Consider the following 11,852-nt stretch of genomic DNA (forward strand, 5'->3'; position numbering starts at 1 on the left):
CTCAGCGTGCTGGCTTTCTGCCCTTGCCTGCAGATGGCTTCCCGCGGGAATCTGACCGGGCTTTTGGCGGCGCACCATCGGCGACTTGCCAGCTTCCACCTTTACGCGTCCGTTGCAGTGATTTACCAGGACTCTTGCGGCGCTTGCGATCATGGGCAGCCTGCTCTCCCGGAGTTTTCTGAGGTACAGCAACGCTGCCGAGCCCGACGGCACGGCTCAGCGCATCAACACCCTTCTGATCCAGCTCTTCCCAACGGCCCATGGTCAACCGGCTGGGCAGGAAGATCGGTCCATACCGTACCCGCTTGAGACGGCTCACCCGAACGCCCTGAGATTCCCAAAGACGGCGCACCTCCCGGTTGCGACCTTCCAGCAAGGTTACGTGGAACCACTGGTTCATACCTTTGCCACCCGCCGGGCTGATATCGGTAAACTTGGCCATGCCGTCTTCAAGCAGCACACCTTCCTTCAGGCGCTCAATCATGGCGTCATCCACTTCACCGAATACCCGAACCGCGTATTCCCGGTCAATCTGACTCGAGGGATGCATCAAGCGATTCGCCAACTCACCGTCGGTGGTAAACAACACCAGACCGGTGGTGTTGATATCCAGGCGCCCAATGGAGATCCAGCGCTGGTCCTTGAGCCGCGGCAGGCGGTCAAACACCGTGGGCCGCCCTTCCGGGTCTTTCCGGCTGGTTACTTCGCCCTCTGGCTTGTTGTAAATCAGCACCCGACGCACAACTTCGGCAGCTGAACTCACGTCCAGCAGCTTGCCATCAAGCTCAAAACGATCAGAAGTGGAAGCCTTCTGGCCAGGCTGAACCGGAACGCCATTGACCAGCAGTCGACCGGCCTCTATCCAGCCTTCCACTTCCCGCCGGGAGCCAACGCCGGCGCGGGCAAGCAGCTTCTGCACCCGCTCGGGGCCTGCACTTAGAGACTGATCGCTACGGGCTGTTTTGTTTTCGGGGCCTTTTGCCGCCATAAGGGTAGATATCCTTGATATACGGGGCTGAAACCTGGGTTTCAGTGAAGTGTCTGATCCGATTCAGGCGCCTGGGACTCCGAGTCAGAGTCCGGACTGGCACCGGAACCATCAGGAGAGTCGAATTTGATCTCTCCCTGCATGTTCTGCTCTATTTCCCGACCGATTTCCTCAAGGTCACGCACCTCAGAAAGCGGAGGCAGTTCATCCAGCCCGGTCAGGTTGAAATAATCGAGGAACTGGCGTGTGGTGGCATACATGGCAGGCCTTCCAGGGACATCCCGATGACCGACCACGCGCACCCACTCTCGCTCAAGCAGTGTTCGAATGATATTGCTGCTTACCGTAACCCCACGAATATCCTCGATCTCGCCACGGGTGATGGGTTGACGATAGGCAATCAGAGCCAGAGTTTCCAGAAGCGCCCGGGAATAACGCTGGGGCTTTTCTTCATACAGCCGGCCAACCCATGGCGCAAACTCTTCCCTGACCTGCAATCGGTACCCGCTGGCAACCTTACGAAGCTCGAAGCCGCGGCCTTCGCAGGATTGCTCCAGCATCATCAGCGCATGCTCCATCACCTGCCTGGCCGGGCGCTCATCTTCGCCAAACAGCTCGCGCAGCTGCTCCAGAGACAACGGCTTGCCGGCCGCCAACAGTGCCGCCTCCGCAATAGCCTGAATACGGGCCAGATGTTCTTCGTTCATAGTGTCACTCGATCCTTCAGCTTGCCGCCCGCGCCCTGACATGAATGGGGCCGAGCACTTCCGCCTGAACGATTTCAATCAGCTGTTCTTTCACCAGTTCCAGTGTGGCAAGAAAGGTCACCACCACGCCAAGCCGGCCCTCTTCAAGGGTAAACAGGCTCTCGAATGTTACGAACCGGTCGCCCTGCAGCACAGAGAGAATGTGGGACATCCGCTCCCTTGTCGATAACCGCTCTTTCTCGACATGGTGGCTGGTAAAAAGATCCGCCCTCTGCAAAACACCCTGCAACGCCAATAACAGCTCCTTCATATCAACGTCCGGATGGGGTTGCGATGACGGAAGCTTGGGTAAAGCAGCGGACGCCGGATAGGTATCCCGTTCCATGCGCGGGATTTCATCGATATCCTCCGCAGCCTTCTTGAAGCGTTCGTACTGCTGCAGCCGGCGAATCAGCTCTGCCCGGGGGTCAATATCCTCTTCATCGTCACTCTCCTGGCGGGGTAGCAACATACGGGATTTAATCTCCGCCAGGGTCGCAGCCATCACCAGATATTCAGCTGCCAGCTCAAACCGCATCGCTTCCACCGCACCAATGTAATCCATGTACTGGCGTGTGATTTCACTGACATCAATATCGAGGATATTCATGTTCTGGCGGCGAATAAGGTAGAGCAGCAAATCCAGCGGCCCCTCGAAGGCCTCCAGAAAAACCGCGAGCGCATCCGGCGGGATGTAAAGGTCCTTGGGAAGGTCCACCAGGGGTTTGCCGGATACCAGCGCCAGCGGCATCTGTTCCGGTGTCGTTGTCTGCGCCTCTTCCGGCTCCCTGGTGTCCTCGGTCATGCTTTTGCCAGCCTTTGACGTTATTGGCGGACAGGAATCAGCGGTAGCTGAGCCCCATCGCTGCGCGGACTTCTTCCAGGGTATCACGGGCGGCATCGCGCGCATGCTCTCGCCCTTCCTGCAGAATGGAATGCACCAGATCCGGATTGCTCTCGTATTCCCGGGCACGCTCATGCAACGGCTTCTGTTCCTCGATGATGGCATCGATCAGCGGCTTTTTGCAGTCCAGGCAGCCAATACCGGCGCTGCGGCAGCCTTCCTGTACCCACTGGCAGGTCTGCTCGTCCGAGTAGACTTTGTGCATACCCCAGACCGGGCACTTCTCCGGCTCGCCCGGGTCTGTCCGTCGCACCCGCTGCGGATCGGTTTGCATGGTCCGGATCTTTTGCGCAACACTGTCCGGATCTTCACGCAAGCCAATGTAATTGTTGTAGGACTTGGACATCTTCTGTCCGTCCAGCCCCGGCATCTTGGATTCCGGCGTCAGCAACGGCTGCGGCTCCGGCAGTATCACCTTGCCGCCGCCTTCAATAAAACCGTATAACCGCTCCCGGTCACCCAGCGAAATGTTCTGCTGTTCTTTCAGCAGGGCCCGTGCGGTCTCAAGCGCCTCAAAATCGCCTTCTTCCTGATACCGTTTTTTCAGGTTGCGATAGAGTTTCGCGTTCTTTTTGCCCATCTTGACGATAGCGGCCTCGGCCTGCTCTTCAAAACCGGGCTCGCGACCATAGATGTGGTTAAACCGGCGGGCGATTTCACGGGTAATCTCAACGTGGGATACCTGATCAGCACCAACCGGCACCTTGCCGGCACGATACATCAGGATATCCGCAGTCTGGAGCAACGGGTAACCGAGAAAACCGTAGGTGGCCAGATCCTTTTCCCGCAGCTTTTCCTGCTGATCCTTGTAGGTGGGAATGCGTTCCAGCCAGCCCAGGGGCGTGATCATAGACAACAACAGGTGCAGCTCGGCGTGTTCCGGTACCTGGGACTGGATAAACATGGTGGACGAGCCCGGATTAACTCCGGCCGCCAGCCAGTCGATGACCATATCCCATACGCTTTGCTCAATGCCTGAAGGATCATCGTATTGCGTGGTCAGGGCGTGCCAGTCCGCCACAAAGAAGAAGCACTCATACTCGTGCTGGAGCTTGACCCAGTTTTTCAGCACACCATGGTAGTGGCCGAGGTGCAGCTTGCCGGTCGGACGCATGCCGGACAACACTCTTTGCTGGGAATCGACAGAACTCAAAGCACGAACTCCTTCTTTCTGTTTATAGAGCGCCGGAGATCAGCGCCTAAACCGGCCGCTGAAATCAGGCTGACCGGGCATTATAGTCTTTACACTCGCCGGCGTTAAGCAATGCGGCACAAAACCGGAGCCCTATAACGCAAAACCCCCGGAATTCTCGCGAATCCGGGGGTTTTGGTGAAGCTCAGGGCTGCTTTACCAGCCAGTCACTTCCTTCAGGGCCTTGCCGATTTCGGCCAGACTGCGCACGGTTTTAACACCGGCGTCTTCCAGGGCGGCAAACTTCTCGTCCGCCGTACCCTTACCACCAGAGATGATGGCGCCAGCATGGCCCATACGCTTGCCCGGAGGTGCAGTGACACCGGCAATGTAGGAAACCACCGGCTTGGTGACGTTCTCTTTGATGAACGCAGCCGCTTCTTCCTCAGCGGTACCACCGATCTCACCAATCATGACAATGGCTTCGGTTTCCGGATCTTCCTGCAGCAGCTTCAGAATGTCGATGAAGTTGGAGCCAGGAATCGGGTCGCCACCGATACCGATACAGGTGGACTGACCGTAGCCGAAGTCCGTGGTCTGCTTGACCGCTTCATAGGTCAGGGTGCCGGAACGGGACACGATACCAACCTTACCCTTCTTGTGGATATGGCCAGGCATGATGCCGATCTTGCACTCGTCCGGAGTGATCACGCCCGGGCAGTTCGGGCCGATCATGCGAACGCCCTTACGATCAACGTATTCTTTGGCGTACAGCATGTCGATGGTCGGAATGCCTTCAGTGATACAAACGATCAGCTGAATACCGGCGTCGGCCGCTTCGATGATGGCGTCTTTACAGAACGGAGCCGGAACGTAAATCACGGTCGCTTCAGCGCCGGTCTTTTCTACCGCTTCACGTACGGTGTTGAACACCGGCAGACCCAGATGCTCAGTGCCGCCCTTACCGGGGCTGACACCACCTACCATCTTGGTGCCATAAGCGATGGCCTGCTCAGAGTGGAAGGTACCCTGTGCGCCGGTAAAGCCCTGGCAGATAACCTTGGTGTCTTTGTTGATCAGGATGCTCATTATTTACCCCCTGCGGCTTTAACGACTTGCTCTGCGGCGTCCGCCAGGCTGGTGGCGGCGATGATGTTCAGGCCACTTTCGGCGAGTACCTTGGTACCCAGCTCCGCGTTGTTGCCTTCCAGACGAACCACAACAGGCACTTTAACGCCGACTTCTTTAACCGCACCGATGATGCCCTCTGCGATCATGTCGCAGCGAACAATACCACCGAAGATGTTAACCAGAACGGCCTGTACCGCGTCGTCAGACAGGATGATCTTGAACGCTTCGGATACGCGCTCTTTGGTTGCGCCGCCGCCTACGTCCAAGAAGTTGGCAGGCTGGCCGCCGGACAGCTTGATGATGTCCATGGTGCCCATGGCCAGGCCAGCACCGTTAACCATGCAGCCGATGTTGCCTTCCAGCGCAACATAGTTGAGCTCCCACTTGGCCGCTTCCGCTTCCCGGGAGTCTTCCTGGGAGGGATCGTGCATCTCGTGGATTTTCTTCTGACGGTACAGTGCGTTGCCGTCTACACCTACTTTGGCGTCGAGGCAGTGCAGGTCACCAGCCGGGGTGATCACCAGCGGGTTGATCTCAACCAGAGCCAGGTCGCACTCTTCAAACAGTTTGGCCAGGCCCAGGAAAATCTTAGTGAACTGACCGATCTGCTTGCCTTCCAGGCCAAGCTTGAATGCCAGTTCACGACCCTGGTACGGCTGCGCGCCGACCAGCGGATCAATTTCGGCTTTCAGGATCTTTTCAGGAGTTTCTTCGGCAACCTTCTCGATTTCCACGCCACCTTCAGTGGAGGCCATGAAAACGATACGACGGGAACCACGGTCTACCACAGCGCCCAGGTAAAGTTCCTGATCGATGTCGGTGAGGGATTCAACCAGAATCTTGCTGACTGGCTGGCCGTTTTCGTCGGTCTGGTAGGTAACCAGGTTCTTACCCAGCCACTTTTCGGCGAATTCACGGATCTCTTCTTTGCTCTTGACCAGCTTTACACCGCCGGCCTTGCCGCGACCACCGGCGTGAACCTGGGCTTTCACTACCCAGCCGTCACCGCCGATTTCGTCTGCCGCTGCTACGGCTTCCTTGGGAGTATCGCAGGCAATGCCTTTGGATACGGGCAGGCCGTACTCAGCGAACAGCTGCTTGCCCTGATATTCGTGCAAATTCATAGTTAATGTCCCGTCTATTGATGGAGGATAACCACGTACGGAAATGAACCCGTCAGTGCACCGCCATTGGTGCAGCTGGAACGAATTCGTTCTGGCAGGCCAGGGATCGCCTCGGCCTGCCGGTCACGCATGCGAAAAGCCGCCGTTATGATGGCAGCGGGGCGCCCCAGTTGGCGCCCCGTATTCCGACAATGCGTTACTTCTTCTTGCGACGGTTGGCGACGTGAATCGCACCGCCAGCAACGGCCAGGGCCGCTTCGTGCACAGACTCGGACAGAGTTGGGTGCGCGAAACAGGTCAGAGCCAGATCTTCTGCACTGGAACCGAATTCCATGGCGATCACGCCCTGGGCAACGATTTCAGACGCCTGCGGACCCACCACGTGGAAGCCAAGAATACGGTCGGTCTTCGCATCTGCGATGATCTTGACCATACCGGAAGCCGCATTGGCTGCCATGGCACGACCATTCGCCGCAAACGGGAAGGTTCCCACGTTGTATTCTTCGCCTTCAGCTTTCAGCTGCTCTTCGGTCTTGCCGACCCAGGCAACCTCAGGGAAGGTGTAGATGACATTCGGGATGCAGTCGTAATTGACCTGAGGCTTATGCCCGGCAATACGCTCAGCAACCATCACGCCCTCTTCAGACGCTTTGTGGGCCAGCATTGGACCACGAACCACATCACCGATGGCCCAGACACCCGGTGCTTCGGTCTTGCAGTTATCGTCTACGAAAATAAAGCCCCGCTCATCCATGGTCACGCCGGAGTCTTCAGCCAGTGCACCATCGGTGTACGGACGACGGCCAACAGCCACGATCAGCTTGTCAAACTTGGCGTCTTGCTTACCCTTGGAGTCTTCGTAGCTGACGTTAACCAGCTTGCGCTTGACTTCCGCGCCAGTCATGCGGGCGCCCATCACGATGTTCAGGCCCTGCTTCTGGAACTGCTTCAACGCATCCTTGGCACACTGCTGGTCAACCGCCGGCAGGAAACTGTCCTGCGCTTCGATCACGGTTACTTCTGAACCCAGGCGGGCCCAGACGCTACCCAGCTCCAGACCAATAACACCGGCACCGATCACGCCAAGGCGCTTGGGCACTTCGGTAAACTCCAGCGCGCCCTCGGAATCGACGATGTATTCACCGTCGAACGGCGCCGGCGGAATCTCGATCGGCCGGGAACCGGTGGCGATGATCACGTTGTCGGCTTCATAGGTCTTGGTCTTGCCATCCTTGTCGGTGACTTCAACCTTGCGACCCGCCAGCAACTTGCCGTGACCGTGGATGGAGGTTACGCCATTGGCCTTGAAGAGGCCTGCAATACCACCGGTCAGCTGCTTAACGATGCCAGCCTTGCGCTCCATCATCTTGGCGACGTCGATTTTCACGTCCTTTGCCAGGATGCCCATGGCGTCGTAATCGTGGCTCGCTTCCTCAAACTTGTGAGTCACTTCCAGCAGGGCCTTGGACGGAATACAGCCTACGTTCAGGCAGGTACCGCCGAGCACCTGGCTCTTGCCGTCTTTACCAGTCCAGGACTCCACACACGCGGTCTTCAGACCCAGCTGAGCGGCTTTAATGGCAGCAACGTAACCACCGGGGCCTGCACCAATGACAATAACGTCGAACTTATCGGACATAATCTTTCCTGTTATCGAATTCGTTGAGTGTCAGATTACACATCCAGCAGGATACGTGCCGGGTCTTCCAGCATTTCCTTGATGGCCACCAGGAACTGCACCGCTTCCTTGCCATCGATCATACGGTGATCGTATGACAGCGCCAGGTACATCATTGGCAGGATCTCAACCTTGCCATTCACCGCCATCGGGCGCTCCTGGATCTTGTGCATACCCAGAATCGCAGTCTGCGGCGGGTTCAGAATCGGCGTGGAGATCAGAGAACCGAAAATACCACCGTTGGTGATGGTGAAGGTGCCGCCGGTCATATCTTCAATGGCCAGCTTGCCTTCCTTCGCCTTGGTACCGTACTCGACGATCTTCTTCTCGATGTCGGCCAGGCCCATGGCATCGGTGTCACGCAGAACCGGTACCACCAGACCACGGTCAGTGGATACTGCTACACCCACATCCTGGTAACCGTGGTACACCATGTCGTTACCGTCGATGGAGGCATTCACGGCGGGGAAGCGCTTCAGAGCTTCGGTCGCTGCTTTGGTGAAGAACGACATGAAACCCAGCTTGATGCCGTGGCGCTTCACAAAGCTGTCCTGGTACTGCTTACGCAGTTCCATGATCGGCGCCATGTTCACCTCGTTAAAGGTGGTCAGCATGGCGGCTGTCTGCTGGGCATCAACCAGACGCTTGGCGATGCTGGCACGCAGGCGTGTCATCGGAACCCGCTTCTCGGCGCGCTCGCCTTGGCCAACGTTTACCTCAGGCATCGCTGCCGGTTTGGCCGCAGGCGCACCACCGGAGGACTTGTTGCTGTCCACGTAGTTCTGAACGTCTTCCTTGGTAACACGGCCATCTTTACCAGTGCCTTTTACCGCGCTCGGATCAACGTTGTTTTCTTCAGCAAGCTTGCGGGCAGCCGGGCTCAGAATCGCATCGCCGGAAGCGGCTTCGGATTTCTCCTCGGCTTTCGGAGCTTCGGCTTTCGCTTCAGACTTGCTCTCGGCCGGCTTGGATTCACCTGCTGCGCCTTCCTTGAACTTGCCGATGACCTCACCGCTTTCCACGGTGTCGCCTTCGTTCTTGAGAATTTCTTCGATCACACCATCCGCCGGCGCAACCACTTCGAGCACAACCTTGTCGGTTTCGATATCGACAATCAGCTCGTCACGGGAACAGGCCTCACCCGGCTGCTTGTGCCAGGTCGCGACGGTGCCTTCGGCAACCGACTCAGGGAAAACGGGGGCTTTAATCTCTGTTGACATTACGGATCCTTAGTTCGGTAGCTCGTCAGATTTCAAACGCGTCGTTAACCAGTTTCTTCTGCTCTTCAATGTGAACAGACATGTGTCCACAGGCAGGAGCAGCAGAAGCCTCACGACCGGCATACTGGAGATATAGCTTGGGATTCAGGCGCTGCAGTGCGTTCCGCATGTGATGCTGACTGCAATACCAGGCTCCCTGGTTCATCGGCTCTTCCTGACACCAGACCACATGCTTGAGCTTGCTGTACTGGCTCAGCAGTTCGTCCAGGTCATCGCTCGGGAACGGGTACAATTGTTCGATACGAACAATCGCGACATCGTCCCGCTCATCCGCCTTCTTCTTCTCCAGAAGATCATAGTAGACCTTGCCACTGCAGAGGATCAGGCGAGTCACTTTTTTCGGATCGGACGGTTCTTTCTCCGGCAGAATTGTCTGGAATGTGCCGGATGTCAGGTCGTCCAGACCCGAAATGGCTTCCTTATGGCGCAGCAGGCTCTTGGGCGTAATGGCAACCAACGGCTTGCGCAACGGACGCTTCACCTGCCGACGCAACATGTGGAATACCTGAGACGGTGTAGTCGGCACACAGACCTGAATATTGTGTTCGGCACACAGCTGCAGGAAACGCTCCAGACGGGCGGAACTGTGTTCCGGCCCCTGCCCTTCATAACCGTGTGGCAGCAGCAGTGTCAGGCCACACAGTCGACCCCACTTATGCTCACCACTGGTCAGGAACTGATCAATCACCACCTGGGCACCGTTGGCGAAGTCACCAAACTGGGCTTCCCAGACAATCAGCGCGTTCGGCGTTGTGGTGGAATAACCGTATTCGAACGCCATCACCGCTTCTTCAGACAGCAGTGAGTCATAGATGTCGAACTTCGGCTGATCGTCTTTCAGATTCTGCAGGGAAATATGAGTAGACCCATCTTTCTGGTTATGCAGAACAGCATGACGGTGCGAGAAGGTGCCCCGGCCCACGTCCTGACCAGTCAGGCGGATCGGGTGGCCTTCGTTAAGCAAAGTGGCATAGGCCATCATTTCGCCGTAGCCCCAGTTCAGGGACAGCGCGCCAGCCGTCATCTTCTCGCGATCATTAACAATCTTGGAAACCTGGCGCTGTATGCTGAACCCTTCCGGCACTTCAGTCAGCTTCTTGCCCAGTTTCTGGACGGTTTTCAGCGCAACGCTGGTCTTGCACTTCGCTGTCCACTCATGGCCCAGATACGGAGCCCAGTCCACGTAAAGCTCTTTGTTAGGCTCTTTAACCAGGGACTTGACCACGTGATCACCCTTGTCCAGGGCGTCCCGGTAATCAGTCTCCATCTGCTTGGCTTCATCTTCGGTGATCACACCGGCTTCAACCAGCTGATCCGCGTAGATCGCACGGGTGGTCTTCAACTTGCGGATCTTGTCGTACATCAGCGGCTGGGTCGCTGCCGGCTCATCCGCCTCGTTGTGGCCACGACGACGGTAGCAAACCAGATCAATCACTACATCGCGCTTGAATTCGTTGCGGTAGTCCATCGCCATCTGGGTGGCAAACATCACCGCTTCAGGATCGTCTGCGTTCACATGCAGAATCGGCGCCTGAACCATCTTGGCAACGTCGGTGCAATACTCGGTGGAACGAGCATCTTCCTGTTTGCTGGTGGTGAAGCCAACCTGGTTGTTGATCACGATGTGGATGGTACCGCCAACACCAAAGCCCCGGGTCTGGGACATCTGGAAGGTTTCCATCACTACGCCCTGCCCGGCAAACGCAGCGTCGCCGTGCATCACAATGGGTACCACGGTACTGCCATCGGTATCGCCACGACGGTCCTGACGGGCGCGTACCGAGCCTTCCACTACCGGGGATACGATTTCCAGGTGAGACGGGTTGAAGGCCATGGCCAGGTGAACCTCGCCACCTGGCGTCATCACGTTTGAGGAGAAGCCCTGGTGGTATTTCACGTCGCCGGAGCCGGAATCCGCGAGCTTCTTGCCCTCGAATTCATCAAACAGTTCTTTCGGATTTTTGCCCAGGGTGTTGACCAGCACGTTCAGTCGACCGCGGTGGGCCATGCCCAGCACAATCTCTTTGGCACCATAGGAGCCCGCACGCTGAATCAGCTCGTCCAGGCAGGGGATCAGACTTTCACCGCCCTCGAGACCAAAACGCTTGACGCCCGGATACCGGGAACCCAGGTATTTTTCCAGTCCTTCAGCTGCTGTCAGGCGCTCGAGGATATGCTTGCGGGTTTCAGTTTCGTATTCCGGACGGGAACGAACAGGCTCCATACGTTGCTGGAACCAACGCTTGATGCGCGTGTCTACCACATGCATGTATTCAGCGCCAATGCTCTCGCAGTATGTCTGGCGCAGGCCCTGAACAATATCGCCGAGTTTCATGCTCTCGGAACCAAAGTTCAGAGAGCCGGTCTGGAACTCCAGATCAAGATCGGATTCGCCCAATTCGTGGAATCGCGGGTCCAGATCTTCTACCTGAGGACGTTGCCAGACACCCAGAGGATCAAGCTTTGCTTCCTGGTGACCGCGGAAACGAAAAGCGTTGATCAGCTGCAGAACACGGATCTGCTTTTTATCAGCGTCGGACGTAGCACTGGCAGGCACGCCATTGGTCGCCAGAAAACGCTGATTGCGGGAGATGTGCTCAAACTGCTCGCGGATGGTGGAGTGAACGATGTCGCGGCCCTGATAGCCATCGACGCTCGGGAGTTTATCGAAGTAACTCCGCCACTCTTCTGGAACTGCGTTGGGGTCTGTCAGGTAGGTTTCAAAAAGCTGTTCAACATAGGCAAGATTGCCACCCTGCAGGTGGGAAGTCTGCCATAACTGCTCCATGATGCTTTCGTGCATTTTGAATAGCTCACCTTGGGCTGGTGCGGGGGAGCCAGTATGGTCGGCCAGGGGTAATTCTCAGTC

Annotated in this window: 9 protein-coding genes; all 9 read right to left on the reverse strand. The window is 57.0% G+C overall.

The genetic code is table 11. The features are described 5' to 3' along the window. Position 1: 1 nt before the first annotated feature. Positions 2–988 (reverse strand): 23S rRNA pseudouridine(2605) synthase RluB, encoded by a 987-nt coding sequence (gene rluB, locus ACF8YQ_RS09595; protein WP_011784670.1) that lies wholly within the window; start codon positions 986–988, stop codon positions 2–4. Between the two features lie 41 nt (positions 989–1,029). Further along, entirely contained in the window at positions 1,030–1,695 is a 666-nt protein-coding gene (gene scpB, locus ACF8YQ_RS09600) for an SMC-Scp complex subunit ScpB (RefSeq protein WP_141067681.1), read from the reverse strand. Between the two features lie 16 nt (positions 1,696–1,711). Next, positions 1,712–2,539, reverse strand: coding sequence for a segregation and condensation protein A (locus tag ACF8YQ_RS09605; protein WP_396621249.1), 828 nt, complete (start codon positions 2,537–2,539; stop codon positions 1,712–1,714). Between the two features lie 37 nt (positions 2,540–2,576). Continuing rightward, positions 2,577–3,791: a tryptophan--tRNA ligase gene (locus ACF8YQ_RS09610; protein ID WP_011784667.1), complete on the reverse strand. Its 1,215-nt coding sequence runs from the start codon at positions 3,789–3,791 to the stop codon at positions 2,577–2,579. 195 nt (positions 3,792–3,986) lie between these two features. Next, positions 3,987–4,859: a succinate--CoA ligase subunit alpha gene (gene sucD, locus ACF8YQ_RS09615; protein WP_011784666.1), complete on the reverse strand. Its 873-nt coding sequence runs from the start codon at positions 4,857–4,859 to the stop codon at positions 3,987–3,989. Beyond that, positions 4,859–6,025: an ADP-forming succinate--CoA ligase subunit beta gene (gene sucC / locus ACF8YQ_RS09620; RefSeq protein ID WP_011784665.1), complete on the reverse strand. Its 1,167-nt coding sequence runs from the start codon at positions 6,023–6,025 to the stop codon at positions 4,859–4,861. The genes sucD and sucC overlap by 1 nt, the downstream gene beginning before the upstream one ends. A 196-nt stretch (positions 6,026–6,221) precedes the next feature. After that, on the reverse strand, positions 6,222–7,664 hold the full coding sequence (gene lpdA, locus ACF8YQ_RS09625) for a dihydrolipoyl dehydrogenase (RefSeq protein ID WP_206852206.1): 1,443 nt from the start codon (positions 7,662–7,664) through the stop codon (positions 6,222–6,224). A 35-nt stretch (positions 7,665–7,699) separates the two neighbouring features. Next, positions 7,700–8,923, reverse strand: a complete 1,224-nt coding sequence (odhB, locus tag ACF8YQ_RS09630) for a 2-oxoglutarate dehydrogenase complex dihydrolipoyllysine-residue succinyltransferase (RefSeq protein ID WP_222533658.1) — start codon at positions 8,921–8,923, stop codon at positions 7,700–7,702. Between the two features lie 25 nt (positions 8,924–8,948). After that, on the reverse strand, positions 8,949–11,786 hold the full coding sequence (locus ACF8YQ_RS09635) for a 2-oxoglutarate dehydrogenase E1 component (RefSeq protein ID WP_011784662.1): 2,838 nt from the start codon (positions 11,784–11,786) through the stop codon (positions 8,949–8,951). Between the last annotated feature and the right edge of the window lie 66 nt (positions 11,787–11,852).

The organism is Marinobacter sp. W-8 (assembly GCF_044342215.1).
In the GTDB taxonomy this organism is placed as follows: domain Bacteria; phylum Pseudomonadota; class Gammaproteobacteria; order Pseudomonadales; family Oleiphilaceae; genus Marinobacter; species Marinobacter nauticus.

Excerpts from the sequence above, each read along its gene's own strand:
- odhB (WP_222533658.1), bottom strand. The coding sequence starts at position 8,923 with ATGTCAACAGAGATTAAAGCCCCCGTTTTCCCTGAGTCGGTTGCCGAA.
- rluB (WP_011784670.1), bottom strand. The coding sequence starts at position 988 with ATGGCGGCAAAAGGCCCCGAAAACAAAACAGCCCGTAGCGATCAGTCT.
- scpB (WP_141067681.1), bottom strand. The coding sequence starts at position 1,695 with ATGAACGAAGAACATCTGGCCCGTATTCAGGCTATTGCGGAGGCGGCA.
- lpdA (WP_206852206.1), bottom strand. The coding sequence starts at position 7,664 with ATGTCCGATAAGTTCGACGTTATTGTCATTGGTGCAGGCCCCGGTGGT.
- sucD (WP_011784666.1), bottom strand. The coding sequence starts at position 4,859 with ATGAGCATCCTGATCAACAAAGACACCAAGGTTATCTGCCAGGGCTTT.
- ACF8YQ_RS09635 (WP_011784662.1), bottom strand. The coding sequence starts at position 11,786 with ATGCACGAAAGCATCATGGAGCAGTTATGGCAGACTTCCCACCTGCAG.
- ACF8YQ_RS09605 (WP_396621249.1), bottom strand. The coding sequence starts at position 2,539 with ATGACCGAGGACACCAGGGAGCCGGAAGAGGCGCAGACAACGACACCG.
- sucC (WP_011784665.1), bottom strand. The coding sequence starts at position 6,025 with ATGAATTTGCACGAATATCAGGGCAAGCAGCTGTTCGCTGAGTACGGC.